Raw genomic sequence first — 24,447 nt, forward strand, 5'->3', positions numbered from 1 at the left:
GACGACCGCCGCCCGGCGGCTGGCCGATGCCCGGCGGGGCGACGCCGCGTACGAGGCCGCGGTCGGGGTCGGCGCCCGGTCCGAACGCCGCAGCGGGCCGGAGGGCGGCGGCCCCGCCGCCATGCGCGAGAATGGCGCCATGAGTCTGTTCCGCGACGACGGCATCGTGCTGCGCACCCAGAAGCTGGGTGAGGCGGACCGGATCATCACGCTGCTCACCCGGAGTCACGGCCGGGTTCGTGCGGTGGCGCGTGGGGTGCGGCGGACGAAGTCGAAGTTCGGGGCGCGGCTGGAGCCGTTCTCGCACGTCGATGTGCAGTTCTATGCGCGCGGCAGCGAGCTGATCGGGCGCGGGCTGCCGCTGTGTACGCAGAGCGAGACGATCGCGGCGTACGGCGGCGGGATCGTCACGGACTACGCCCGCTACACGGCCGGGACGGCCATGCTGGAGACCGCCGAGCGGTTCACCGACCACGAGGGCGAGCCCGCCGTACAGCAGTACCTGCTGCTGGTCGGCGGGCTGCGGACGCTGGCCAACGGCGAGCACGAGCCGCATCTGGTGCTGGACGCCTTTCTGCTGCGCTCGCTCGCCGTCAACGGCTATGCGCCGAGTTTCGACAGCTGCGCACGGTGCGGGCTGCCCGGCCCCAACCGGTTCTTCTCGGTGGGGGCGGGTGGGGTGACCTGCGGTGACTGCCGGGTGCCGGGGAGCGTCGTACCCTCCTCTGAGGCCATCGGGCTCCTGAGCGCGTTGCTGACCGGCGACTGGGAGACCGCGGACGCCTGCGAGGCCCGTCATGCCCGGGAGGGCAGCGGGCTCGTCACGGCATATCTGCACTGGCATCTGGAGCGGGGCCTGCGTTCCCTCCGGTACGTAGAGAAATAGCGAACACCACCCTCAAGACACATACGCCCCTCAAGGCAAAAACGCCCTCAAGACACATAGGAGACGTGGGCCGCATGGCACGACGCGGGATTCTGGGCCGTAATCGACGTGAGTACGTGACGCCCGAGCCGCACCCTTCCGGTGCGCGGCCGCCGAAGATCCCCGGTGAGCTCGTCCCGAACCATGTGGCGGTCGTCATGGACGGCAACGGCCGGTGGGCCAAGGAGCGCGGGCTGCCGCGCACCGAGGGGCACAAGGTCGGCGAGGGCGTCGTCCTGGACGTCCTCAAGGGCTGCATCGAAATGGGCGTGAAGAACCTTTCGCTGTACGCCTTCTCGACGGAGAACTGGAAGCGGTCGCCCGACGAGGTCCGCTTCCTGATGAACTTCAACCGCGATGTGATCCGGCGGCGCCGGGACGAAATGGACGCGCTGGGTATCCGCATCCGGTGGGTCGGCCGGATGCCGAAGCTGTGGAAGTCCGTGGTGCAGGAACTCCAGATCGCCCAGGAGCAGACCAAGGACAATGACGCCATGACGCTGTATTTCTGCGTGAATTACGGCGGGCGGGCCGAAATCGCCGATGCGGCGGCGGCCATCGCGGCGGATGTGCGGGCCGGAAAGCTGGACCCGTCGAAGGTGAACGAGAAGACCATCGCGAAGTACATGTACTACCCGGACATGCCGGACGTGGATCTCTTTGTGCGGCCGTCCGGTGAGCAGCGGACCTCGAATTACCTGATCTGGCAGAGCGCCTATGCCGAGATGGTTTTCCAGGACATTCTGTGGCCGGATTTCGACCGCCGGAATCTGTGGCAGGCGTGCCTGGAGTACGCGAAGCGGGACCGCAGGTTCGGGGCGGCGCCGGAGGCGGAGGACCAGTCCGCGAACTGAGGCGTCCGGGCGTAAGACGTCCAGGGGCATGGCCAGGGGCCGGCGGCGTTCGCCCGAACGCCGCCGGCCCCTGGCCCGTCTGTGCCGTGTGCCGTCAGGAGTGCCAGATCTCGCGGAGGTGCGTCACGGCGCCGGAGCCGTTCACGGTGATCTCGTAGATGTCTCCCGAGCAGGCGAGCGGCGGCTTGACCTGGTCGTGCTTCAGGCAGGCGCTGAGGTGCTGCGTGAGCGTGGCGAGGGGCACCGTGCGGTGGCCGGTCGCGCCGGTGCTCAGCTCGGCGGTGGCCCCCGGCGCCAGCGGCTGGCGGGCGGCCTTCCCCGTCCCCGCATAGCCTCCGCCATTGGGATCACAGGAGAACTCCGCCTCCCGGACGGACAGCGCGCCCTGCGGCCTCACGCCCATGACCTGCACCATCCGGTGCCCCTCGGCCAATGTGGCGGGGGTGCAGTCGGAGGACGGCTCCGGGTCGACCGGCAGGTCCTTCACGGGCGAGGCCGGGGCCGAGGGGGCCGGTGAGCCGGACGGCGCGGCCGCGGGGGACGAGGCGTCGGGGGCGGCCGAGGCGGTTGCTTCCGGGGAGGCGCCCACGTCCTCGCCCTTGCAGGAGGTGAGTGTGGCCAGTGCCGCAGCGACAGCGGCTGCGGCGAGCAGGCGGCGGGTGACCATGCAGGAGTTCTCTCTCGTGTGCGGGCCGGGACGTGCCGGAGGGACCGGCCCGGGGGGCTGCGGCGCCGCAACCCGCCGAACGGGGAGTCCGGCGGGCCGCGGACTCTGCGGGCGTGGCGCCCCGAGAAGGGCTGACGTGTCGCCGGTGGGACTGAGGTGTGCCGGTGGGACTGAGGTGTGCCGGTGGGGCTGACGTGTCACCGGCGGGACGGAAGTGTCACCGGCAGGACCGACACGTCGCCGAGCAGTGCTGACGTTCCGTCAGCAGGTCTGCGGCAGGGGGGTGGCCGATGTCCGGGGCAGCGCCCCGTGCGCGATCGCGGGCGGCGCCGTCATGGCGTCCTGCCGATCTCGGCCACGCCGCCGGCCGGCTTCGTGCCGTCGTCCCGGAGTTCCCCGAGAACGCCCATGTCCTACCCCCGTGTATGCGCGCAGCTCCACGCTGATGCCGTGCAAGGCTAGCACCGGCGTGTACCTGACAGTTCTCTCCTGGTGCGGCCCGGCGCGGGGGAGCCGATGGCCAGAGGGCCGGACAGACGGAAGGGCCGCCTCCGTGTGAAGACGGCCCTTTCGCGTGCTCGCTGCTGCTTCTGCTCTGCGGCTCCGGCGTCGCTACTTCTGCTCCGCGGCGGACCGTGCCGCGCACTCCCCGCAGGTCCCGAAGATCTCGATGGTGTGCGCGACGTCCCGGAAGCCGTGCTCCGCGGCGATCTGGTCGGCCCACTTCTCCACCGCGGGGCCCTCCACCTCGACGGCCTTGCCGCAGGCCCGGCACACCAGATGGTGATGGTGATCGTCGGTGCTGCACCGGCGGTAGACGGCCTCGCCCTCGCTGGTGCGCAGTACGTCGACCTCACCGGCATCGGCGAGGGACTGCAGCGTCCGGTAGACGGTGGTCAGCCCGACCGAGTCGCCCTTGTGCTTGAGCATGTCGTGCAGCTCCTGCGCACTGCGGAACTCGTCGACCTCGTCGAGTGCGGCCGACACCGCGGTCCGCTGCCGCGTCGACCGGCCGCGTACCGGAGATCCCGCGCTCGTCGCCACCGTTGCCTCCCTAGGACGTCAGGACTTCCCCCTGCACGTGCGTCCCGCCATTGTGCCAGGTGATGACCGGACCACCGGGGGAGCGCTTACGCGTACGTCGCTGTGCTCACGCTACCTGCCGGCACCTGCCTGCCCGCGCTCATCCGGCCACGCTCACATCGTCCGGGGCGGCGCGGCCGCCGGGTACCTCCAGGGTGCACCCCTCGGAGCCCTCCGCGGCAGCCCTGGCGCGCTTTTTCGCGAGCGGCGCGGCGAGCGCCGTGAAGAGCACGAACAGTCCGATGGCGAACAGCACGATCGTGGCGCCGGACGGCACGTCCACGTAGTACGAGGTGGCGGTGCCCGTAAGAGTGACCGCGACACCGATCGCGACGGCCACCGCGAAGGTGAGTGCGAAGCTGCGGCTGATCTGCTGGGCGGCCGCGACCGGGATCACCATCAGGGCGCTGACCAGCAGCAGCCCGACGACCCGCATGGCGACGGTGACGGTGACCGCGGCGGTGACGGCGACCAGCAGATTGAGCAGCCGCACCGGCAGGCCCGTCACCCGGGCGAATTCCTCGTCCTGGCAGACGGCGAACAGCTGGCGGCGCAGGCCGATCGTGATCGCCAGCACCAGGGCGGCCAGGACGTAGATCGTCGTCATGTCCTGGGGGGAGACGGTGGTGATCGAGCCGAAGAGGTAGGTGCCGAGGTTGGCGTTGGAGCCGGCGTCGGAGAGGTTCATCAGCATCACGCCGCCCGCCATACCGCCGTAGAACAGCATGGCCAGCGCCAGGTCACCGCGGGTCTTGCCGTACCAGCGGATCAGCTCCATGACGACGGAGCCGGCGATGGCCACGGCGGTGGCCACCCACACCGGGCTGGTGTTGAGCAGGAAGCCGAGGCCGACGCCGGTGAGTGCGACATGGCCGATGCCGTCGCCCATCAGGGCCTGGCGGCGCTGGACGAGGTAGATGCCGATGGCGGGGGCGGTGACGCCGACGATCAGGGCGGCGATCAGGGCCCGCTGCATAAAGGCGTAGTCGAGGATTTCCATCAGCTCAGGAGTCCCGTCCGGATCGGTTCCGCGGCCGCACCGGCGTGCGGGTGGACATGGTCATGGCCGGGCAGCGCGTGCTGGCCCACGGCCTCGGGCGGCGGGCCGTCGTGGACCACGCAGCCGTCCCGCAGCACCACCGCGCGGTCGATCAGCGGCTCCAGCGGGCCCAGCTCGTGCAGCACGAGCAGGACGGTGGTGCCGCGGCCGACCTGTTCGCGCAGTGCGGAGGCGAGCACTTCCTGGCTGGCCAGGTCGACGCCGGCCATCGGCTCGTCCATGATCAGCAGGTCCGGTTCGCCGGCCAGCGCGCGGGCGATCAGCACCCGCTGGTGCTGTCCGCCGGAGAGCGCGTTGACGGAGTCCTTGGCGCGGTCCGCCATGCCGACCAGCTCCAGGGCGTGGTGCACCGCGGCCCGGTCGGCCTTGCGCAGGATGCCCAGCTTCGTACGGGCGAGCCGGCCGGCCGTGACGACCTCGCGGACGGTGGCGGGGACGCCGCCGGCGGCGGTGGTGCGCTGCGGTACGTACCCGATCCGGGCCCAGTCCCGGAACCGCCGGAACGGCGTGCCGAAGAGGGCCAGCTCGCCGCCGGTGAGCGGGACCTGCCCGATCACCGAGCGGACGGCGGTGGACTTGCCGGAGCCGTTGGCGCCGAGCAGTGCGACGACCTCGCCGGTGTGCACCGCCAGGTCGACGCCGCGCAGCACGGGCCGGGCGCCCAGGGACGCGGTGGCCCCGCGCAGGTCGATGACCGGCTGGCCGGGCGACTGGTTCATGGTGACCTCCGTCACGTGTGGTGCGGTTTCCGTCACTTGCCGGCGTCCGCCGCTTGTCCGGTGTCCGTCACTTGCTGCCGAGCGCCTTCTGGAGCGCGGCGAGGTTGGCGCGCTGCACCCCGAAGTAGTCCCTGCCGCGGGACTTGCCGTTGATCCCTTCGAGCGGGTCGAGGACATCGGTCTTCAGGTGCAGGTCACCGGCGAGGGCCTTGGCGGTGGCCGGGTTGGCGATTGTCTCGAAGAAGACGGTCGAGACGTGGTGCTCGGCGGCGAGGGTGTGCAGGTCCCTGATGCGGTGGGCGCTGGGCTCGGACTCGGGGTCCAGGCCGCTGATGGCCTCCTCGGTCAGGCCGTAGCGCTCGGCGAGGTAGCCGAAGGCCGCATGGGTGGTGAGGAAGGTGTCCGAGGACCGCTTCTTCAGGCCCTCCCGGAAGTCCTTGTCCAGCCCGTCCAGCTTGTTCACCAGCGCATCGGTGTTCTTCTGGTAGTCGGCCCTGTGGTCCGGGTCGGCCTTGGCGAGGGTCTTGTTCACACCCTTGGCGACCTCGGCGTACTTCACGGGGTCGAGCCAGATGTGCGGGTCGTTGCCGCCCTCGGCCTCGGAGTGCGAGTGGTTGTCGCCGGTGGTGTGGTGGTGCCCGTCGACCTCGGTGCCGTGCTTTTCCAGGGAGGTCAGCGCGGCGGCGTCGGCGACGTGCTTGTTGCCGGACTGTGCGACCGCGTCGTCCACGGCGGGCTGCAGGCCCTTGAGGTAGACGATCGCGCCGGACTCGCCGAGCTGGCCGGTCTGCCGCGGGGTGAGCTCCAGGTCGTGCGGCTCGACGCCGGGCTTGGTGAGGTCGGTCACCTCGACGTGCTTTCCGCCGATCTGCCGGGCGAGGAATTCCATGGGGTAGAAGGACGCTGTCACCCGCAGCCTGCCGTCCTCGGTGCGGGCTCCGCCGGCGGGGGAGCAGGCGGTAAGGGCCAGCAAGCCGATCACCGAGACTCCGGCGAGGGTCGCGGTGGATATGGGACGGCGTATGTTCATGACACTCATTTTCAACAAAGTTGGAAACGATTGTCAACAACAGGTGGGTGGGTGTGAGCGGGGCGACAACGGGGCCGGAACCGATTTGATCCAGAGGGTACGGCCGCCGGTACCCTGAACTATTCGCCCACCCGTCTCCCCACCACCACCCCCATCGAGACGCCCGGGCGCCGCCCATCCATCGTTCGTCGTCGTAATGAAGAGAGCACCGTGGCCGCCGACAAGATCGATACCATCGTCAGCCTGAGCAAGCGCCGTGGCTTCGTCTACCCCTGCAGTGAGATCTACGGCGGCTCCCGCGCTGCCTGGGACTACGGTCCGCTGGGCGTCGAGCTCAAGGAGAACATCAAGCGTCAGTGGTGGCGCGCCATGGTCACCTCCCGCGAAGACGTGGTCGGTATCGACTCGTCGGTGATCCTGGCCCCCGAGGTGTGGCAGGCGTCCGGCCACGTCGCCACCTTCACCGACCCGCTCACCGAGTGCACCTCCTGCCACAAGCGCTTCCGCGCCGACCACCTGGAAGAGGCGTACGAGGCCAAGCACGGCAAGGCCCCGGCGAACGGCCTCGCCGACCTGAACTGCCCGCACTGCGGCAACAAGGGCAGCTTCACCGAGCCCAAGCAGTTCTCCGGCCTGCTCTCCACCCACCTCGGCCCGTCGCAGGACACCGCCTCGGTCGCCTACCTGCGCCCCGAGACCGCCCAGGGCATCTTCACCAACTTCGCCCAGGTGCAGCAGACGTCGCGCAAGAAGCCGCCGTTCGGCATCGCGCAGATGGGCAAGTCCTTCCGCAACGAGATCACGCCCGGCAACTTCATCTTCCGGACCCGTGAGTTCGAGCAGATGGAGATGGAGTTCTTCGTCAAGCCGGGCGAGGACGAGGAGTGGCAGGAGTACTGGATGGCCGAGCGGTGGAACTGGTACCGCGACCTCGGCATCCGCGAGGAGAACATCCGCTGGTTCGAGCACCCGGCCGAGAAGCTCTCGCACTACTCCAAGCGCACCGCCGACATCGAGTACCGCTTCAACTTCGGCGGCACCGAGTTCTCCGAGCTGGAGGGTGTGGCCAACCGCACCGACTTCGACCTGTCCGCGCACGCCAAGGCGTCCGGCCAGGACCTCTCCTACTTCGACCAGGAGGCCGGCGAGCGCTGGACTCCGTACGTCATCGAGCCGGCCGCCGGTGTGAACCGCGCGATGCTCGCCTTCATGCTCGACGCGTACATCGAGGACGAGGCGCCCAACGCCAAGGGCAAGATGGAGAAGCGCACCGTCATGCAGCTCGACCCGCGCCTGGCGCCGGTCAAGGTCGCGGTGCTGCCGCTGTCCCGTAACCCGCAGCTGTCGCCGAAGGCGAAGGGGCTGGCCACGGACCTGCGCAAGAACTGGAACATCGAGTTCGACGACGCGGGCGCGATCGGCCGCCGCTACCGCCGCCAGGACGAGATCGGCACGCCGTTCTGCGTCACGGTCGACTTCGACACCCTCGACGACAACGCGGTGACCGTGCGCGAGCGCGACACCATGAAGCAGGAGCGGGTCAGCCTGGACCAGATCCAGGCCTACCTGGGCGCGCGGCTGCTCGGCTGCTAGTCCTTCGCGGGGCGGCGCCGGTGCCTTCGAGGGGCGGGCGCCCACCTGTGGCCTCAGGCGTGACCTGAGACGTCACTTCAGGCGTGACCTCGGGCGTGCCTCAAGCGTCGGCCGGGCCCGGATTCTTCCGGGGCCGGCCGGCGCTTTTGTGTGTGGGGCGTTGGGGGCGTTGGGGGCGCAGGGGCCGGCGGGTGTCGCGGGGGCGGTACGACGGGCCGGTCAGCGGGAATGACTCCCCGCGCCGCCACGTTGTGGCCCGCAGGGGGCCCTCGCACCCCTTACGGGATGTGTTCGCCCGCCCCCTAGGTCCGCCCCCTGGGCCCATCCCTCGGGCCGATCCCCTGGGTCGATTCCCCAGCCACCCCCGGCCTCTCACGTCCGCCGCGAGGCGAGCCAGGCGCATAGGCCCGCCAGGGGGAGTTCCGCCCCGACGGCCATGGCGAGGGCGGTGGCCAGTTCCGTGCCGGGGGCGGCGGAGGTCAGGTCGAGGCAGGCGTCGGCGAGGAGCAGGACCGCCGCGGCAGCCGCGGGCGCGCGGTGGCGGGAGTCGCCGCGCAGCAGCCGGGTGCCGGCGGCGAGGAGGGCGGCGGCCTCCAGAGCGTCCAGGACGACCCAGGCGGCGGCCTCGGCGGGCGGCAGGGTGCCGGCGAGGTAGCCGAGCCAGGGGAGGAGGGCGAGCCCGGCGCCGGTCAGGATCCTGCCCTGCAGCCGGCCCGCCGCGGTGAGCCGTACGGGCCCGCCGACGCTGCCGATGACGGGGCAACTGCCACTCTTGAACCGGGTGTTGAAGGCGGTCAGAGTCATGAAAAGGGGTCGCTTTCGAAAGTCGCGAACCCGGCCGTCGGGCTCGTGATCAACACTCCGGTTTTGGCAGGCCACCGTCAGTAACGTCGCTGTCCGACTTGGGGTGGCACCAGCTACACCCTCGCTGCGGACACTGCTGTCATGGCTGCGTCGTGAACCGGCCCCATACGGTGGGATCATGACCGTCCCGCCCCGGCTGCGCCGGGCTCTCGTCCGTATGCGGCGTGACATCGCCTTCATAGCCGCCGGGATGACGCTGCATCTCATCCCGCTGCTGCTGCACTTCTGGGTGGTGGTGCTGGTGCTCGGCACCGCGTTCGACCCGGACCCCGAGACGCCGGTGGTGCTGGCGTTCACGCTTCCCCTGCTGATCGTCGCGGGCTGGGGGCTGACCGAGGCGCAGCGCTGGCGGTTCCGGGCGCTGTGCGGCGTGGAGCTGCCGCGGCTGCGGTTCAGGGAGCTCAAGCGGCAGTTCGGGTACAACTTGCTGATCGGTCCGCTGCTCGGGGTACTGGAATTCCTGCTGCTGGCACTGCTCTTGGCGGCGGTGGCGGCCTCGCTGGTCCTGGTGTGGGTCTGGCTGGCGCCGGGGGAGTGGCGGTTGGAGCACGGGGGCTACACCACCAACGCCGCATATCTCACGGTGGCAGGATTGCTGGCCCTTGCCGCGGTGCCCCCTCTGGCCACCGGACTCGTCCGGCTGGAGATCCTGGCCGGGCAGGCGCTGCTGGGCGTGAGCCGGTCCGACCAGCTGGCCCGCCGGGTCGAGGACCTCACCGAGAGCCGGGCCGGTGCCGTGGACGCCGCGGATGCCGAACGGCGGCGTATCGAGCGGGATCTGCACGACGGCGCGCAACAGCGGCTGGTGTCACTGGCGTTGAACCTGGGGCTGGCCAAGGCCACGCTCACGGATCTGCCACCGGAGGCGCGGGAGGTCATCGACGCCGCGCACCGCGAAGCGAAGGACGCGATCGAGGAGCTCAACAACTTGGTGCGCGGGCTGCATCCGGCCGTTCTGGACGAGCTGGGGCTGGATGCCGCGCTGTCCGGACTCGCGGCCCGCGCCCCGCTGCCCGTCCGGCTGCGGGTGGATCTGCCGCCCGGCCTGCCGCAGCGTGCGGCGCCGGCCGTCGAGACGGTCGCCTACTTCGTCGTCTCCGAGGCGCTGACGAATATCGCCAAGCACGCACGGGAGGCGACCCGGGCGGACGTGACGGTCACCCGGCTCGGCGGGATACTGCGGGTGGTGATCGCCGACGACGGTGTGGGCGGCGCCGATCCGTCCAAGGGGAGCGGTCTGAAGGGGCTCGCCCAGCGTGTGCGGTCCGTGGACGGAACCTTCCGGATGAGCAGCCCCGTGGGGGGCCCGACCATGATGAGCGTGGAGCTGCCGTGCCCGATGTGAGGCGTGCCGTGATCGCCGAGGACTCCGTGCTGCTGCGGATCGGGCTGGTCAAGGTGGTGGAGATGGCCGGGTTCGAGGTGGCGGCCGAGGCGGGGGACGCACAGGAGCTGCTGGCGGCGGTCGAGGAACACCGGCCCGGCCTCGCGGTGGTGGACGTCCGGATGCCACCCGGCTTCACCGACGAGGGCGTGCATGCCGCACTGTCGATACGTCAGAAATGGCCGCACACCGCCGTATTGATCCTCTCCCAGTACGTCGAGGAGCGCTACGCGGCCGATCTGCTCGCAACGAACACCAGCGGCGTCGGCTATCTGCTCAAACAACGGGTCGCGGACGTCGAGGAGTTCATCGAGGCACTGCGGAGGGTGGCGGCCGGCGGGACCGCGCTGGACCCGCAGGTCGTCGCCCAGTTGCTGGTGCGGCGGTCCAGCGATCCGCTGGAGCGGCTGACGGCCCGCGAACGGGACGTGCTCGCCCTGATGGCCGAGGGCCGCTCCAACGCGGGCATTGCCGCACAGCTCGTGGTGAGCGAGAGTGCGGTCGCCAAACACATCAACAACATCCTCGCCAAACTGGACCTGCCCAGGGCGGACGCCGATCACCGCCGGGTGCTGGCGGTGCTGCACTTCCTCGGGGTGGGCGGCTAAGGAGACGTCCCCCGGGGCGGCGGAACGTCTAGTAGTTGAGTGCGGCGAACCAGTTGCCCCGGCCCTGGCCGGTGAGGTCGAGCAGGTGCCATACCGGGCTGAGCAGGTCGATGCCTCGCTGGTCGATGTCGTCGGACATCCGCGGGTGCACCGAGTAGACGTGGCGTACCGACCCGTTGTCGTCGCGGGTGAACACGGACACCGTCGAGTCCTGGTTGCCCTCGGCGTCCTCGCTGCCCAGGTCGTGTTTGAAGGTACTGGATCCGGCGCTGAGCAGACGCAGATTCGTCCACTTCCGGTCCCGGGCGTGCGCGCGGAGCGCGGGCAGGCCGGCCGCGGCGACGATCGCGAGGTCGACGTTCTGCGCGACGTGGCGGGCCACGCCGTTGAATCCGTCGAGCCACATCGTGCACATGGGGCACGGCTCGGTCTGCTTCTTGCCGTACATGAGGTGGTAGACGATCAGGTCGCGCCCGGGCCGGGTGAAGAGTTCACTCAGCCGCACGGTCCGCGCCGGCGCGTCACCACCCTCCAGGTCAGCAGGGCCCTCCTCGAAGACGTAGTCATCGACGGCAGGGCCCAGCGGCAGCCGTCGACGCAGGTCGGCGACGCGTTCGCGATGACGCATCAGCTCGATCTCGGCTTGTCGCAGCTCCTCACGGGCGCTGACGTAGTCGGCCGGTTCCCCGGTGAGATTGGTCTGACGCATCGTTACCCCTGGCTCAGTGGCTGTCTGGTGGGCACCCTCTGCTATGGCTGGCCCACCAACGTATGCCTGTGCACCGGTTCACCAGGCTGCGAAACGACAAGGACCTGGTCGGTGCACTCCTACGGATCAACCAAGATCCACGGGACGCGGCCTCGCTGCGGAGGCGCCTTCGCTGTGGGCGGGCGCGGCGCCTCGCGGGCGGGCGCGGTCCGGCCCTGAGTGGTGTCCGTCCGGAACGGCCATTGCCTCGGCCCATCGTGATCACTAAGGTCGTCCGGGTGACTGCCGGGTCGGCCATGGGCCATGCACGAGTGGGGTCCCCGGCCTCGGCGTGAGCGCGAGGCGGGCCAGAGCCCCGCCCCCTTCTTCGAGTCTTTCGCGTGGCGCCCCTGTGCGGCGCCCTTCCCAGCGGATCCCAAGACCCGGAGACACCCACCACTTATGCCGAACCAGCTGAACGAGCCGAACGAGCCCAACGAGGCGAACGAAGCAAACGAGCAGCTGTACCTGCAGGAATCCGAGCTGCCGGCGACCTCCGTGCAGCTGAACCACACCGCCGTCTACGCCAGGGACCGGCAGCTGTCGGCCGAATTCCTGGCCGTGATACTGGGGTTGAAGGTCAGCGCTCCCTTCGGGCCGTTCCTTCCCGTGGACCTCGGCAACGGCGTGACACTCGACTACTACGAGAAGCGTGACGAGCCGATCCAGTCCCAGCACTACGCATTTCTCGTGCCTGACGAGCAGTTCGACCACATGATCGCCCGTCTGGAAACGGTCGGGGTCACCTACTTCGCCGATCCCGGCCACACCGAACCCGGCCAGATCAACCGTCTGTTCGGCGGCCGCGGTGCGTACTTCGCCGACCCGGACGGCCACAACATGGAGATCATGACCCGGCCGTATCTCCGGCCCTAGCCCGAAGAGGTACGGGAGCCCCCTTGGTTGGCCCAGGCGTGGCCCGGTCACCACGGGAAAATCCGTTGCCCGGGTGCGCGGCGGCGGGGGAGGCTTCCGGCATGTCTGAGCATGAGTCGAGCGGTTCGCAGGGGGTGGCCTCCCTCTTTTCCCGGGGGCGGCTCACGGCGATCCCGCGGAAGGCGGCCCGCCGCGAGCAGTTGCTCGTACACCTCGCGGAGACGCTGTTCGAGCGGGACCGGGAATACAGCGAGCGTGAGGTCAACGAGGCGCTGCTGACGGTGCACGAAGACTGCTCGGCGTTGCGCCGCTACCTCGTCGTGGCGGGCTTGCTGGCCCGGCCCAAGGACGGCAGCAGCTACCGGAGGGCCGGGTAGCGCCTCTTCCGCCGGCCCGGGTGTCCCGGTGGCGCCTGCCTTTGCCATTGCGCCCCGGGATTCTACTGACAGGCCCTCGCGGGCCCCGAAGCGGCGGCCGGCGTCGATAGCGTCGTTCCACGCACCGGACACGGAGGAGCCATGCGAGCCCTGCAGACCGTCACGCTCCTGGTCGCGACCCTCGGCGCGGGCCTGATGGCCGGCCTGTTCGCCGCCTTCGCCTATGCCGTGATGCCCGGCCTCGGCCGGTCCGCCGACCGCACCTTCGTGCAGGCCATGCAGAACATCAACCGGACGATCGTCAACGGCTGGTTCCTGCTCCCCTTTCTGCTGCCGATCCCCCTGCTCGTCCTCGCCACGGTCCTGGCCTGGAGCGGGCCCGGGCAGGTGGCCCTGCCCTGGATCCTCGCGGCGCTGGTGTTGTACTCGGCGGGCTTTTTCGTGACCGGCGGTGTCAACGTCCCGCTCAACAACGCGCTCGACCACGCGGCGTTGGACGACGGTCGCGCCGGGCCCCGCAGTGCCCGCAGCACCGGCAGCACCAGTAGCGCCGGCAGCACCAGTAGCACCGGCAGTTCCGGCAGCACCGGGAGCCCTGGTGCCCCGGCCGACCGCCCCGATGCGCTCAAGGCCGCGCGGGAGAGATTCGAGGGGCGGTGGGTCACCTGGAACATCGTGCGCGCGCTCGCCCACACCGCCGCCTTCGGCACGCTCGCCTGGGCCCTCTTCCTGCACGGCACGGCCGGCACGGGGTGAGGGAGCCGCCCGAGGGCGGTGCCTGTCGGTGCTCGACGGGCACCAGCAGGCGGGCATCCCCTCTTGCGGCACGCCTGGCGGCACAGCCTCGTGCCCTTGCCGCGGTGCGTGATCAACTGTCCACGCGTCCACCGGGGCGCCCGCGCCACCTGGATCATCCCGCGCCGACCGGCGGTAAGTTCGGGCCTTATGACTTGGCTGCCTGACGACTTCGTCCACCCCGTCCACGTGCCCGTGCCCGACACCGCGGTTCACCTGCGGCCGATCCGGGAGGCGGATACCGCGCTCGACTACCCCGCGGTGATGGGCTCCCGCGCACGCTTGTGGGAGATCTTCGGCCCGGCCTGGGCCTGGCCCAAGGAGACGATGACTTATGAAGAGGACCGCATCGACTTGCTGCGGCACGAGAAGGAGATAGCCGCGCACCAGTCGTTCAACTACGCGCTGCTGGACGAGGAGGAGACGGCGATCCTCGGCTGCGTCTACATCGACCCGCCCGAGCGCACCGGTTCCGACGGGGAGGTCGCCTGGTGGGTGGTGGACGATCTCGTCGGCAGCGAGGTGGAGCACGCGCTCGATGCGCTGGTGCCGCAGTGGATCGCCGCCGACTGGCCCTTCCAACAGCCCCGTTACCTGGGCCGCGACATCACCTGGCAGGACTGGCTCGCGCTGCCGCCCGCCTCCTGACCGTCCGCGGTGGCGCCTTCCGCCGGAGTGCGGGCCCTGGAAGGGCGTTCACCCCTGGCTGTGCAACGCCCTCTACAGCGCGGCAGTTTTCCTCTGATCCAAGCGAACCAACTGAACCAACTGAACCAACTTAACCAAGTGAACCAAGTGATCCCACAGGCAGTCGCCAAGCGCGTTTGCGGAAGCTCTGTCGGTAACTGGGCGGGAACCAGGGGCTGGTCAGCCGGCTCCTCAGCTCGACAGGCCGACCGCGGTGCGGCCTTGACACTGACGCAGCGGCAGCTTGGACGATGACGCCGTACGGCAGACACAGTCACCCCACCGGAGGCATTCGTCATGTTGCGCGGCAAGGGCATCCATTACGACACCGGCACCTTTCCCAACGGCGACACGTCGCGCCCCGTCTTCGACGTGCGGGACGTCGAACGGGACATGCGTGTCGTCGCGGAGGATCTGCACTGCACCGCTGTCCGTATCACCGGGGGCGATCCGGACCGTATCGAGACCACGGCGCGGTCCGCGGCGGAGGCGGGCCTGGAGGTCTGGTTCTCGCCGTTTCCCTGTGAGCTGTCGAACGCCGAGATGCTGCCGCTGTTCACCGACTGCGCCGAGCGGGCGGAGCGACTGCGGCGCGACGGCGCCCAGGTCGTCCTCGTCACTGGCTGCGAACTCAGCGTGTTCGCCCGCGGCTACCTGCCCGGGGACACACTGAACGAGCGCATTCCGGTCCTGGCGGGCCCCGGCCGCGAAGCCGCGCTCCAGGGCATCCCCGACAAGGTCAACGCCTTCCTGGGGGAGGCCGTCGACGCCGTGCGGCCCCTCTTCGGCGGCCGCGTGAGCTACGCCTCCTGCCCTCTGGACGGCGTGGACTGGGCCCCGTTCGACATCGTCGGCCTGGACGCCTTCCGTAGCCTGCGCAATGCGGCCACCTACCGCACCGACCTGCGCAAGGAATGCGGCCACGGCAAGCCCGTCGCCATCATGGAGGCCGGCTGCTGCACCTACCGGGGAGCGGGAGAGCACGGCGGCGCCGGCTGGTACATGGCGAGGGAGGCCGACGGCGTCACCCTCAAACCCGGCCTGGTGCGCGACGAGGGCGAGCAGGTCCGCTACCTCGACGATCTCATGACCGTCTTCGAGGGGGAGGGCGTCGATTCCGTCTTCTGGTTCAGCTTCGCCGGTTTCAGCACACCCCACCGGACATCCGGACCGGACGAGGACCTCGCCTCCTACGGCATCGTCAAAGTCCTGGACGAGCACAGCGGCTATCCCGCCGACCAGCGCGCCTACCCCGACATGCCCTGGGAACCGAAGCAAGCGTTCCACGCACTCGCCACCCGCTACAGGGCCCACTGAGCTTCTTCGGAGTGGTCTGACGGCGGGCCCGAGCGCGCTTAGCCGCGCAGGCCTCGGAGGACCAGGTCGCGGACGGCCTCGAAGTCGGCGGTGATCCCGGGGCGGGACCACTCGGGGGCGTAGCACGGGTCGTGGAAGCGGCCGGTGGCGTCGAAGACGGCGCGGGCGGTGGTGGCGGGGGAGGGGGTGTGGAACGTGCCCTGGCTGACGCCGGCTTCGATGATGGTGGTGAGCTGGGCTTCCAGATCGGTGACGTGCCGGTCGACCACGCCGCCGCTCTCGCCGATCAACGTCATGTAGGTGGCGAAGAGTTCGGGATCGTCACCGGCCTTGTGCCGCTTGGCTTCGAAGAGGGCGGTCAGCCAGTGGTCCAGACGCTCCGGAGCCGGCCCTTCCGTCGCGACGATGACCGAGAGCTCCTTGCTCGTACGGTCCAGCCAGCGCTCCGTGACCGCCTCGCGCAGCGCCGCCTTCGTACGGAAGTGGCGGTAGACGCTGCCATGGCTGACGCCCAGGGCGCGCGCCACGTCCACGACCGTGGCCTTGGCCGGGCCGTAGCGGCGCAGTACCTCCTCGGTGGCTTCGAGGATGCGCTCAGGGGTCAACGTCTCGGGCGGCATGGGGCGGTCGGCCTTTCGGGAGGGGCGGGGTGGGGCGGGGCTGGGCCTGCGAGCGGTCCCGGTGGCACACCAGGTGGGCGCGCCGGTGTCGTGACCGGCGCCCGTTCGTAGGTGCGTGGGTACACCGGGTCCGTGCGCCGGGTCCGTGCGCCGGGTCCGTATGGACGGTACCTGTCCCTGCCCCGTACCTGCTCCGTCGGTCACGCTGCCCCGGGGTCAGCGCTCGCTGTCCAGGTGGGCCATCTGGTCGGTGGGGTAGCGGTCACCGGCGGCGGCTCCGGCGGGGACGGCGCGCTCGATGGCGGCCAGATCGTCGGCGTCGAGGGCGACCTCCAGGGCGCCGAGTGCCTCGGTCAGCCGGTCGCGGCGGCGGGCGCCGACCAGCGGAATGATGTCCTCGCCGCGGGAGAGCACCCAGGCAATGGCGGTCTGCGCGACCGAGATGCCCTTCTGCTCGGCGATCTTGCGCAGTGCGTCCACCAGGTCGAGGTTGCGGTCGAGGTTCTTGCCCTGGAAGCGCGGGCTCCTGCCGCGGAAGTCGTTCGCGGCGAGTTCGCGGTCCCGGCTGAAGTGACCGCTGATCAGGCCGCGGGACAGGACGCCGTAGGCGGTGATGCCGATGCCCAGTTCGCGGGCGGTCGGCAGGATCGCCTCCTCGATGCCGCGGGAGATGAGGGAGTACTCGATCTGGAGATCGGAGATGGGGGCGACGGCGGCGGCCCGGCGCAGGGTCTCCGCGCCGACCTCGGAGAGGCCGATGTGCCGGACGTGTCCGGCCGCGACCAGCTCGGCGATGGCGCCGACGGTCTCCTCGACCGGGACGTCCGGATCGATCCGGGCGATCCGGTAGATGTCGATGTGGTCGGTGCCCAGGCGCTGGAGGGAGTACGCGGCGAAGTTCTTCACCGCGTTCGGTCGGCCGTCATAGCCGGTGAAGCCGCCTTCGACCGTACGCAGGGCACCGAACTTGACGCTGATCTGTGCCTTTTCGCGGGCTGCCGCGGGGGCGGTGCGCAGGGCTTCGTTGATCAGCAGTTCGTTGTGGCCCATGCCGTAGAAGTCGCCGGTGTCGAGCAGGGTGATGCCCGCGTCGAGGGCGGCGTGAAGGGTGGCGATGGACTCGCTGCGGTCGCTGTCGCCGTAGAGGGCGGACATGCCCATGCAGCCGAGGCCGAGGGCGGAGGTCTGTGGGCCGGTGGTGCCCAGGGTGCGGGTCTGCACTGCGTGCTCCTGGAGGGCGGGAGGGATGAGGGAGCGGGGGAGGAGGGAGGGGAGGGAGGGGAGGGGATGTGCGGGCGAGGGCGGGGTGGCTGCTCCGCCATCACTATGACATGACGGCTGACAGATTTCAATAATTGTCAGCCGTCATGTGTAAGCCGCGTCCGGTCTCCCGTCGTTCCCGCCCAGGTCCGCCCAGGTCCGCCCAGGTCAGCGCACCAGGCGCGGCAGGCGCAGGGCGAGCATCGTCGTGCCCGCGACGATCGCCAGTTGCGTCAGCAGGGCGGCGAGCATCGCGTCGCGGATGCCGAGGGACGGCATCAGGGCGAGGAAGAGTGTGCCGAGGGTGGCCACGCCCAGCGCGAGGCCGGACTGCTGGGTGGTGACCATGACGCCCCCGCCCACACCCGCCTGTGCCACCGGCAGTTCGCTCAGCACGATGCGCATCAGTACCGGCAGCACCAGTCCCTGCCCGAGGCCCAGCACGGCCATGCTCGATGCGAGTCCGGCCACCGATATCCCGGGCCAGCCCGTGTGCACGGTCAGCGCCAGGGCGATCAGGCCGGTGCCCTGGATCAGCGAACCGGCGATCACCACCCGCCGCCCGAACCGCATCACCAGCCGCGGACCGGCCAGTGAGGCGAAGAAGAAGGTGACGCACAGCGGCGCCAGGGACAGCCCGGCCGCGAGCGGGCCGTAGTGCAGCCCGTTCTGGAGGGCGACGGCGACGACGAACATAAAGCCGCCGAAGCCCAGCGTGAACGGGATGATCATGGTGAGTCCGCTGTTCACGGAGGGGATGCGCAGCAGCGAGGGCGGGACGAGCGGGGTGCGGCCGGCGCGCTCGGCCCGGTGCTCGACGAGCAGGAACGCGGTGGCGGCGAAGGGGAACACGGCCAGCAGGACCCAGGACCACACGGGCCAGCCGGCCGCCCGGCCCTCGGTCAGCGGCAGCAGCAGGGTGATCAGGGTGGCGGCGAGCAGCGCGGTACCGGGGCCGTCCACCCGGCTCGGGTGCGGCGACCGGGTCTCGGGCACCGTACGGGCGGCCAGTAGCCATGCCGCGGCGGCGATCGGGACGTTCACCAGGAAGACCGCGCGCCAGCCGGTGCCCGCCAGGTCGGCGGAGACCAGCAGGCCGCCGAGCACCTGGCCGACGGCGCTGGCGACACCGGCCGTGCCCCCGTAAAGGCTGACGGCCTTGGCGCGCCGCTTGCCCGTGGTCGTGGCCTGGATGGTGGCCAGTACCTGCGGCAGCAGCAGCGCGGCCGCGGCTCCCTGGGCGGCCCGGGCGGCCACCAGCGTCCCGGCGTCCGGCGCGAGACCGCAGGCGAGTGAGGTGAGGCCGAAGGCGGCCAGGCCCCACAGGAACAGCCGACGGCGGCCGATCATGTCGCCGAGCCGGCCGCCGAGCACCAGCAGCATGGCGTAGGCGACGCCGTAACCGGCCACCACCATCTCCAGCATCGCGGGCCCCGCGTGCAGGTCGTGGTCGATGGTCGGCAGCGCGACATTGACGATAAAGAAGTCGATCATGGGCAGGGCCGCGCCCAGCAGCACGGTCAGCAGGCCGAGCGGGGTCAGCACGGTCGTGGCCGACTGCCGTTGCGCGGCGGGGCCGGGGCTGGGGGCGGCCGGTACCGCTGGGACCTCCCGGCCATCCGAGGCGGTCGGTGCCATCGGTCCGGCCGGGGCGCCCGGGGCCTTCGGGATCGCGGCATCCGCGAGGGTGGCCGGGGCTCCAGGGGGTGCAGCCGGGGCTTCCGCAGTGGTCGTCAGTGCTCGGGTATCGCTCACGGAACCGACGATCGTCGAACACCCAGGCTGGTACCAGAGTGTTCTTATCCTGGTACCGGTGCTACCTGGCAACCGGCTCCGTACTGCGGCACCCTGGAGCCATGACCGTGGACATGCCCCTGACGCAGACTGCCACAGGCCCTGACGGCGACACCGCCCCGCGGCACGCCACTGCCCCGCCGCACGCGACCACTCCACGGCACGCCACCACCCCGAGCGACGACGCCGCCCGCCGGGCCGAGCTGGCCGCCTTTCTGCGCAGCCGGCGGGAGCGGATCACGCCCGAGCAGGTCGGGCTGCCGCGGGGCGCCCGCCGTCGTACCCCCGGACTGCGCCGGGAAGAGGTCGCGCACCTGGGCGCCGTAGGGGTCACCTGGTACACCTGGCTCGAACAGGCCCGGGACATCCACGTCTCGCCGCAGGTCCTGGACGCGGTCGCCCGTGCGCTGCTGCTCGACCGCGCCGAGCGCAGTCATCTGTTCGCGCTGGCCGGGGCGATCGACCCGACGCCGGGCACGGAGTGCACCGGCGTCACGCGCGAACTGCGGCAGATGTTGCGCCAGTTGGAGCCGTTCCCGGCCGTCCTCCAGAACAGCCGCTTCGACATCCTCGCCTACAACGCCACGTACGGCCGTCTGATGTGCGACCTCGATGCGCTGCCCGAAGAGGACCGCAACTGCATGTGGCTGGCGTTCACCCACCCCGAGTGGCGGGCGAGCGTGGTCGACCTGGACGCCACGATGCGGGTGATGGCCGCCAAGTTCCGGGCGTCGATGGCCGAGCATGTCGCGGAGCCGGCCTGGAAGGCGCTGGTCGCGCGGCTGACGGAGGCGTCGGCCGAATTCCGGGAGATCTGGGCACAGCATGAAGTCATCCGCCCGATGAGCTCCCTCAAGCTCTTCCGGCATCCCCGGGTGGGCGCGCTGCAACTCTCCTCCACGAGCTTGTGGACGGGGCCCAACCCCGGCCCCAAGCTGCTGTCCTACACACCGGTCGACGAGGTGACCCGGGAGCGGCTGGAACAGCTGGCGGCGGAGGCCGCGCGGTCGGCGCGGTCAGCGGAGCCCCCGGCGCTCGTCACCGTCTGAGGGGCACCCGGAGAGGCACCCCGGCCCTTGGCCCTCGGCCGTCGGCACCCCAGCCGTCGGCACCCCGGCCATCCGCCCCCTACGACCGTGCGTCCGCCGCCTGCCGCCCCCGTGCCTCGTCGTCGAACAGCGCCGCCGTGCGGTCGGCCGTTGCCTTCGCCCACCGGCCCGTGGTCAGGGCCCCGAGCAGCAGCACGGCCGCACCGCAGCCGGCGATGATCCACCACGCCGGGCGGCCGGCCGCGACAAAGGCGTCCGCGGAGGCGGCGGCGTGGGCCCCGCCCGCCAGTACGGCGCCGATCACCGCGACGCCGAGCGACTGCCCGACCTGCCTGCTGGTGGAGGCGACGGCGGCGGCCACCCCTGCCTGGGCACGCGGCATACCGGACACCGCGGTATTGGTGATCGGGGCGTTGACCAGGCCGAATCCGATACCGAACAGGACATAGCCGGTGAACAGCAACGCATTCGTGGCCTGTGCGTCGAAGGCCGCGAAGAGCAGCCCGCTCGCCCCCATCGCCGTACCGGCGAGGAGCAGCGACAGCCGGGGCCCCCGGTTGCCGACCAGCCGCCCCGATACCGGCGCGAAGATCAGCGTCATCCCGGCCATGGGAAGCATGTAGAGACCGGCGTCCAAAGCGGACAGACCACGGATGTTCTGCAGGTACAGCGTGTTGATGAAGAGGAAGCCGGCGAGCGCGGCAAAGGCGCACACCGCCACGATCGTGGCCCCGCTGAACGGCACACTGTGGAAGAACCGCAGGTCGATGAGGGGTTCACTACGGCGCCGCTCGTAGGCGACCAGACCGGCCAGGGACACCACCGCCACCAGTACGAACACCAGGATCTCGGGGGACGTCCAGCCGGCATCCGGGGCCTCGATGATCGCGTACGTCAGCGAGCCGAGCAGCGCGATCACCAGCAGCTGACCGACCGGGTCGACGCGGCGCGGCTTGGGAGCGCGGGATTCCGGGACGTAGCGCAGGGTCAGGAAGAACGCCAGCGCCCCGATCGGGACGTTGATCCAGAAGATCGAGCGCCAGCCGACGCTCTGCACCAGCAGCCCGCCGATCACCGGCCCGGCCGCCATGCTGATGCCGACGACCCCGCCCCACACCCCGATCGCGCGGGCCCGCTCCCGCGGGTCGGTGAAGGTGTTGGTGATGATCGACATGGCGACGGGGTTGAGCATCGAGCCGCCGACGGCCTGCACCATCCGGAAGACCACCAGCCACTCCAGGCCGGGCGCCAGGCTGCACAGCAGCGAACCGACCGCGAAGACCACCAGTCCCACCAGGAACACCCGGCGCCGGCCGAGCCGGTCGGCGGTGGAACCGGACAGCATCAGCAGCGCCGCCAGGACCAGGGTGTAGGCGTCGATCGTCCACTGCATACCGGCGACCGAGGCGTGCAGCTCGCGCTGAATGGACGGCAGGGCGACATTGAGGATGGTGTTGTCGAGGCTGACGATCAGCAGGCTCATGCAGCAGATCGCCAGCACCAGGAGACGCCGTCGGCGGCTGGGATCAGGCATGGTTGAACGTTACAACGATCCTGGGTGCCCGGTCCCGGCAGTGCCACTCCCGCGGTGCGGGACAATGGGAGATCGCGGTGGCCGGACCGCCGGTACGGCCGCGGCTCGCCCGTCCCGCCGAAGGAAGCCGAAGAAAGCCGAAGAAAGCCGAAGGTATTGCCGTCATGACTGTGCTGCAGATCGGTCCGCATACGGTGCAGCCGCCCGTGGTGCTCGCGCCCATGGCCGGGATCACCAATGCCCCGTTCCGGACGCTGTGCCGGGAGTTCAGCGGCGGCAAGGGCCTGTTCGTCAGCGAGATGATCACGACGCGGGCGCTGGTCGAGCGCAACGAGAAGACCATGCAGCTGATCCACTTCGACGAGACCGAGAAGCCGCGTTCGATCCAGCTGTACGGCGTCGACCCGGACACCGTCGGCAAGGCCGCCCGCATGATCGCGGAAGAGGACCTGGCTGATCACATCGATCTGAACTTCGGCTGCCCGGTCCCGAAGGTGACCCGCAAGGGCGGCGGCTCGGCGCTGCCGTACAAGCGGAACCTGCTGCGCTCGATCCTGCGCGAGGCGGTGGCGAACGCGGGGACGCTGCCGGTCACGATGAAGATGCGCAAGGGCATCGACGACGACCACATCACCTACCTGGACGCCGGGCGGATCGCCGCCGAGGAGGGCATCACGGCGATCGCCCTGCACGGGCGGACCGCGGCCCAGCACTACGGCGGCACCGCCGACTGGGACGCCATCGCACGCCTCAAGGAGCATGTCCCGGAGATCCCGGTGCTCGGCAACGGCGACATCTGGTCGGCCGACGACGCGCAGCGGATGATGCGGGAGACCGGCTGCGACGGGGTGGTCGTCGGGCGCGGGTGCCTGGGACGGCCGTGGCTGTTCGGCGATCTGGTCGCCGCCTTCGAGGACACGGGTACCGGGGGCGACGCCTCCCGGGGGTACGCGCAGCCCACGCTCAAGGAGGTCGCCGCGGTGATGCTGCGGCACGCCACGCTGCTCGGCGAGTGGATCGGCGACGAGAAGCGCGGAGTGATCGACTTCCGTAAGCATGTCGCCTGGTACACCAAGGGCTTCTCGATCGGCTCCGAGATGCGCCGCGGCCTGGCGGTGACCTCCTCGCTCGACGAGCTGGACGCGCTGCTGTCGGAGCTGGACCTGGACCAGCCGTGGCCGGTGGGCGCGGACGGCCCGCGCGGCCGTACCTCCGGCCGCAACCGCGTCGTCCTGCCGGACGGCTGGCTGGACGACCCCTACGACTGCGCGGGCGTGGACGCCGACGCGGAGCTGGACACGTCGGGCGGCTGAGGCCGGCCGGACCCTGGTTCACGGCCCGGCACCTCCCCCGTGTGGCGGAGGTGCCGGGCTCGCTTTCGTACGGGAGGCCGAGGCGCCCCGGCTGCCGAGCGGTGCACCCTTGCCGCAGGTACTCACGCGGTACTCACCGGCTCCCCACCGGCCGGGGCTTGACCCTGACGTTACGTCGGGCAGCAGTATGAGTGCGGCGCGCTGATGGCCGCCCGGAGGAATCGGTGGACCTCCGCCGGGCCCGTACGGGGGACGGGCCCGGCGGAAGCAGCGGCGCCGCTCCCCCTGTACGGACCGGGGCACCCGGGGCGTGCGGGGCGTGTCGGCGAGCGGACGGCCACCACCCGCCGCTACCGTTTGGGTCCATAAAGGCACTGAGTGTCACGGGCCGGGCACATGCGGGCGCCGGGCACTACGGACCGGGCGGAAGCCGAGGGAGCTGTGGTGGAGAGCGGGCACCGTTCCCTAGCGGACACGGAGAAGGCGGTCCAGGCCAGACTCGGTGACACCCCCGTCCCCGTCTGCCATGAGCGGATGGCCGCGGTCGCGAGCATCTATCGCGCCGCGGCCGCCGTAAGGCAGTACTTCGAGAACTCCGTGTTGCGCGACGCCGAGCTGACCTGGACTTCCTTCGTCGTCCTGTGGGTGGTCTGGATCTGGGGCGAGCGGGAGACCCGGCGGGTCGCCGAGGACGCGGGCATCTCCAAGGGCACGCTCACCGGCGTCGCCCGCACACTCCAGGGCCGCGGCCTGCTGGAGCGCAAGACCCACCCGGCCGACGGGCGGCTCGCCCTGCTGTCCCTGACCCCCGAGGGTGAGCGGCTGATGATCAGGGTCTTCCCGGAGTTTCACACCGAGGAAGCCTTTGTCACCGAGGCCCTGAGCGATGACGAGGCGCTGGATCTGGCGGATCTGCTGGGCCGGATCGTGCTGCAGGTCGAGTCCCGGGGTGCGGACCGGCGCCTGGAGCTGCTGGACGGCCAGGACCCCCGGCCACGACGGAGCGGGCGCCGGGCCAAGGGGTAAGGGGGCTGAGGGGGCGAGGAGCGAGAGGGGCGGCCGAGAACCGTGGGCCGGGAACTTGGCCCGATGCCGATGCTCGGATCCGCCGACCGCAGGGCATCGGGTGCGTGTCCCGGCGGATGTCTTCCTTGAACAGGTCGTGAGCGAGATGCTGAAGACGGTCCAAATGATGGGACCGGGTCACACATGAGCGCGTGATTCTCGCCACCCCTGATAGGGGTTGCGCTCAGATGAGCGCTAGCAGTGGGGCTCCATCTCTCCAATGGT

Annotated in this window: 24 protein-coding genes; 13 read left to right on the top strand and 11 right to left on the bottom strand. The window is 70.6% G+C overall.

What is annotated here, in order from left to right; all coding sequences use genetic code 11:
* Nucleotides 1–139 precede the first annotated feature (139 nt).
* Both recO and OHS81_RS25105 read left to right on the top strand, forming a co-directional pair.
* On the top strand, nt 140–886 hold the full coding sequence (recO, locus tag OHS81_RS25100; RefSeq protein ID WP_328391405.1) for a DNA repair protein RecO: 747 nt from the start codon (nt 140–142) through the stop codon (nt 884–886).
* Between the two features lie 74 nt (nt 887–960).
* Entirely contained in the window at nt 961–1,779 is an 819-nt protein-coding gene (locus OHS81_RS25105; RefSeq protein ID WP_328386912.1) for an isoprenyl transferase, read from the top strand.
* A gap of 94 nt (nt 1,780–1,873) precedes the next feature.
* Here OHS81_RS25105 and OHS81_RS25110 read toward each other — a convergent pair whose 3' ends face one another.
* The 5 genes from OHS81_RS25110 to OHS81_RS25130 all read right to left on the bottom strand — a co-directional run bounded on the left by OHS81_RS25110 (nt 1,874) and on the right by OHS81_RS25130 (nt 6,338).
* Nucleotides 1,874–2,446 carry a hypothetical protein gene (locus OHS81_RS25110; RefSeq protein ID WP_328386913.1) on the bottom strand — a complete coding sequence of 191 codons (573 nt, stop codon included), beginning with the start codon at nt 2,444–2,446 and terminating at the stop codon, nt 1,874–1,876.
* Nucleotides 2,447–3,058: 612 nt separating this feature from the next.
* Entirely contained in the window at nt 3,059–3,490 is a 432-nt protein-coding gene (locus OHS81_RS25115) for a Fur family transcriptional regulator (protein ID WP_328386914.1), read from the bottom strand.
* Nucleotides 3,491–3,629: 139 nt separating this feature from the next.
* The gene (locus OHS81_RS25120) at nt 3,630–4,529 is read right to left on the bottom strand and encodes a metal ABC transporter permease (RefSeq protein WP_311625124.1); all 900 of its coding nucleotides are present in this window, start codon (nt 4,527–4,529) and stop codon (nt 3,630–3,632) included.
* Complete coding sequence (locus tag OHS81_RS25125; RefSeq protein WP_328386915.1) at nt 4,529–5,308, bottom strand: metal ABC transporter ATP-binding protein; 780 nt, start codon at nt 5,306–5,308, stop codon at nt 4,529–4,531. Before OHS81_RS25125 ends, OHS81_RS25120 begins: the two co-directional genes overlap by 1 nt.
* A 67-nt stretch (nt 5,309–5,375) precedes the next feature.
* The gene (locus tag OHS81_RS25130) at nt 5,376–6,338 is read right to left on the bottom strand and encodes a metal ABC transporter substrate-binding protein (protein ID WP_328386916.1); all 963 of its coding nucleotides are present in this window, start codon (nt 6,336–6,338) and stop codon (nt 5,376–5,378) included.
* A gap of 210 nt (nt 6,339–6,548) precedes the next feature.
* Here OHS81_RS25130 and OHS81_RS25135 point away from each other — a divergent pair, with 210 nt between their 5' ends.
* Nucleotides 6,549–7,931 carry a glycine--tRNA ligase gene (locus tag OHS81_RS25135; RefSeq protein WP_328386917.1) on the top strand — a complete coding sequence of 461 codons (1,383 nt, stop codon included), beginning with the start codon at nt 6,549–6,551 and terminating at the stop codon, nt 7,929–7,931.
* A 372-nt stretch (nt 7,932–8,303) separates the two neighbouring features.
* Here the strand turns inward: OHS81_RS25135 and OHS81_RS25140 are convergent, their stop codons facing one another.
* Nucleotides 8,304–8,735, bottom strand: a complete 432-nt coding sequence (locus OHS81_RS25140) for a hypothetical protein (protein ID WP_328386918.1) — start codon at nt 8,733–8,735, stop codon at nt 8,304–8,306.
* Between the two features lie 178 nt (nt 8,736–8,913).
* Between OHS81_RS25140 and OHS81_RS25145 the strand changes: the two genes are divergently transcribed.
* Together OHS81_RS25145 and OHS81_RS25150 are read left to right on the top strand one after the other, a co-directional pair.
* Nucleotides 8,914–10,140, top strand: coding sequence for a sensor histidine kinase (locus tag OHS81_RS25145; protein ID WP_328386919.1), 1,227 nt, complete (start codon nt 8,914–8,916; stop codon nt 10,138–10,140).
* Between the two features lie 8 nt (nt 10,141–10,148).
* On the top strand, nt 10,149–10,787 hold the full coding sequence (locus OHS81_RS25150) for a response regulator transcription factor (RefSeq protein WP_328391407.1): 639 nt from the start codon (nt 10,149–10,151) through the stop codon (nt 10,785–10,787).
* A gap of 28 nt (nt 10,788–10,815) precedes the next feature.
* Here OHS81_RS25150 and OHS81_RS25155 read toward each other — a convergent pair whose 3' ends face one another.
* Nucleotides 10,816–11,496 carry a DUF899 family protein gene (locus tag OHS81_RS25155; RefSeq protein ID WP_328386920.1) on the bottom strand — a complete coding sequence of 227 codons (681 nt, stop codon included), beginning with the start codon at nt 11,494–11,496 and terminating at the stop codon, nt 10,816–10,818.
* A gap of 441 nt (nt 11,497–11,937) precedes the next feature.
* Here OHS81_RS25155 and OHS81_RS25160 point away from each other — a divergent pair, with 441 nt between their 5' ends.
* The 5 genes from OHS81_RS25160 to OHS81_RS25180 all read left to right on the top strand — a co-directional run bounded on the left by OHS81_RS25160 (nt 11,938) and on the right by OHS81_RS25180 (nt 15,587).
* Nucleotides 11,938–12,411 (top strand): VOC family protein, encoded by a 474-nt coding sequence (locus tag OHS81_RS25160; protein ID WP_328386921.1) that lies wholly within the window; start codon nt 11,938–11,940, stop codon nt 12,409–12,411.
* 101 nt (nt 12,412–12,512) lie between these two features.
* The gene (locus tag OHS81_RS25165; RefSeq protein ID WP_328386922.1) at nt 12,513–12,788 is read left to right on the top strand and encodes a DUF2087 domain-containing protein; all 276 of its coding nucleotides are present in this window, start codon (nt 12,513–12,515) and stop codon (nt 12,786–12,788) included.
* Nucleotides 12,789–12,929: 141 nt separating this feature from the next.
* Complete coding sequence (locus tag OHS81_RS25170; protein WP_328386923.1) at nt 12,930–13,544, top strand: anthrone oxygenase family protein; 615 nt, start codon at nt 12,930–12,932, stop codon at nt 13,542–13,544.
* Nucleotides 13,545–13,733: 189 nt separating this feature from the next.
* Nucleotides 13,734–14,231, top strand: coding sequence for an N-acetyltransferase (locus tag OHS81_RS25175; RefSeq protein ID WP_328386924.1), 498 nt, complete (start codon nt 13,734–13,736; stop codon nt 14,229–14,231).
* A gap of 336 nt (nt 14,232–14,567) precedes the next feature.
* The gene (locus OHS81_RS25180) at nt 14,568–15,587 is read left to right on the top strand and encodes a hypothetical protein (protein ID WP_328386925.1); all 1,020 of its coding nucleotides are present in this window, start codon (nt 14,568–14,570) and stop codon (nt 15,585–15,587) included.
* A gap of 38 nt (nt 15,588–15,625) precedes the next feature.
* On the opposite strand, the gene OHS81_RS25185 is transcribed toward OHS81_RS25180, so the two are convergent.
* The 3 genes from OHS81_RS25185 to OHS81_RS25195 all read right to left on the bottom strand — a co-directional run bounded on the left by OHS81_RS25185 (nt 15,626) and on the right by OHS81_RS25195 (nt 19,222).
* Nucleotides 15,626–16,207, bottom strand: a complete 582-nt coding sequence (locus OHS81_RS25185) for a TetR family transcriptional regulator (RefSeq protein WP_328386926.1) — start codon at nt 16,205–16,207, stop codon at nt 15,626–15,628.
* Between the two features lie 216 nt (nt 16,208–16,423).
* Nucleotides 16,424–17,428, bottom strand: a complete 1,005-nt coding sequence (locus tag OHS81_RS25190; RefSeq protein WP_328386927.1) for an aldo/keto reductase — start codon at nt 17,426–17,428, stop codon at nt 16,424–16,426.
* Between the two features lie 207 nt (nt 17,429–17,635).
* On the bottom strand, nt 17,636–19,222 hold the full coding sequence (locus OHS81_RS25195; protein WP_328386928.1) for an MFS transporter: 1,587 nt from the start codon (nt 19,220–19,222) through the stop codon (nt 17,636–17,638).
* 101 nt (nt 19,223–19,323) lie between these two features.
* On the opposite strand from OHS81_RS25195, the gene OHS81_RS25200 reads away from it, so the two are divergent.
* Complete coding sequence (locus OHS81_RS25200) at nt 19,324–20,310, top strand: helix-turn-helix transcriptional regulator (RefSeq protein ID WP_328386929.1); 987 nt, start codon at nt 19,324–19,326, stop codon at nt 20,308–20,310.
* Between the two features lie 79 nt (nt 20,311–20,389).
* On the opposite strand, the gene OHS81_RS25205 is transcribed toward OHS81_RS25200, so the two are convergent.
* Nucleotides 20,390–21,844: an MFS transporter gene (locus OHS81_RS25205; protein WP_328386930.1), complete on the bottom strand. Its 1,455-nt coding sequence runs from the start codon at nt 21,842–21,844 to the stop codon at nt 20,390–20,392.
* Nucleotides 21,845–22,008: 164 nt separating this feature from the next.
* Between OHS81_RS25205 and dusB the strand changes: the two genes are divergently transcribed.
* Nucleotides 22,009–23,157 (top strand): tRNA dihydrouridine synthase DusB, encoded by a 1,149-nt coding sequence (gene dusB, locus OHS81_RS25210; protein ID WP_328386931.1) that lies wholly within the window; start codon nt 22,009–22,011, stop codon nt 23,155–23,157.
* 444 nt (nt 23,158–23,601) lie between these two features.
* Complete coding sequence (locus OHS81_RS25215; RefSeq protein WP_443058759.1) at nt 23,602–24,183, top strand: MarR family winged helix-turn-helix transcriptional regulator; 582 nt, start codon at nt 23,602–23,604, stop codon at nt 24,181–24,183.
* The last annotated feature ends 264 nt before the right edge of the window (nt 24,184–24,447 follow it).

Origin of the sequence: Streptomyces sp. NBC_00400, assembly GCF_036048035.1 — a bacterium.
Taxonomy (GTDB): Bacteria; Actinomycetota; Actinomycetes; order Streptomycetales; family Streptomycetaceae; genus Streptomyces.

Coding starts and splice junctions, on each gene's coding strand:
- OHS81_RS25205 (WP_328386930.1), bottom strand. CDS start 21,844: ATGCCTGATCCCAGCCGCCGACGGCGTCTCCTGGTGCTGGCGATCTGC.
- OHS81_RS25145 (WP_328386919.1), top strand. CDS start 8,914: ATGACCGTCCCGCCCCGGCTGCGCCGGGCTCTCGTCCGTATGCGGCGT.
- OHS81_RS25155 (WP_328386920.1), bottom strand. CDS start 11,496: ATGCGTCAGACCAATCTCACCGGGGAACCGGCCGACTACGTCAGCGCC.
- OHS81_RS25130 (WP_328386916.1), bottom strand. CDS start 6,338: ATGAACATACGCCGTCCCATATCCACCGCGACCCTCGCCGGAGTCTCG.
- OHS81_RS25180 (WP_328386925.1), top strand. CDS start 14,568: ATGTTGCGCGGCAAGGGCATCCATTACGACACCGGCACCTTTCCCAAC.
- OHS81_RS25140 (WP_328386918.1), bottom strand. CDS start 8,735: ATGACTCTGACCGCCTTCAACACCCGGTTCAAGAGTGGCAGTTGCCCC.
- OHS81_RS25200 (WP_328386929.1), top strand. CDS start 19,324: ATGACCGTGGACATGCCCCTGACGCAGACTGCCACAGGCCCTGACGGC.
- OHS81_RS25160 (WP_328386921.1), top strand. CDS start 11,938: ATGCCGAACCAGCTGAACGAGCCGAACGAGCCCAACGAGGCGAACGAA.
- OHS81_RS25175 (WP_328386924.1), top strand. CDS start 13,734: ATGACTTGGCTGCCTGACGACTTCGTCCACCCCGTCCACGTGCCCGTG.
- OHS81_RS25120 (WP_311625124.1), bottom strand. CDS start 4,529: ATGGAAATCCTCGACTACGCCTTTATGCAGCGGGCCCTGATCGCCGCC.
- OHS81_RS25110 (WP_328386913.1), bottom strand. CDS start 2,446: ATGGTCACCCGCCGCCTGCTCGCCGCAGCCGCTGTCGCTGCGGCACTG.
- OHS81_RS25105 (WP_328386912.1), top strand. CDS start 961: ATGGCACGACGCGGGATTCTGGGCCGTAATCGACGTGAGTACGTGACG.
- recO (WP_328391405.1), top strand. CDS start 140: ATGAGTCTGTTCCGCGACGACGGCATCGTGCTGCGCACCCAGAAGCTG.
- OHS81_RS25125 (WP_328386915.1), bottom strand. CDS start 5,308: ATGAACCAGTCGCCCGGCCAGCCGGTCATCGACCTGCGCGGGGCCACC.
- OHS81_RS25165 (WP_328386922.1), top strand. CDS start 12,513: ATGTCTGAGCATGAGTCGAGCGGTTCGCAGGGGGTGGCCTCCCTCTTT.
- OHS81_RS25185 (WP_328386926.1), bottom strand. CDS start 16,207: ATGCCGCCCGAGACGTTGACCCCTGAGCGCATCCTCGAAGCCACCGAG.
- dusB (WP_328386931.1), top strand. CDS start 22,009: ATGACTGTGCTGCAGATCGGTCCGCATACGGTGCAGCCGCCCGTGGTG.
- OHS81_RS25170 (WP_328386923.1), top strand. CDS start 12,930: ATGCGAGCCCTGCAGACCGTCACGCTCCTGGTCGCGACCCTCGGCGCG.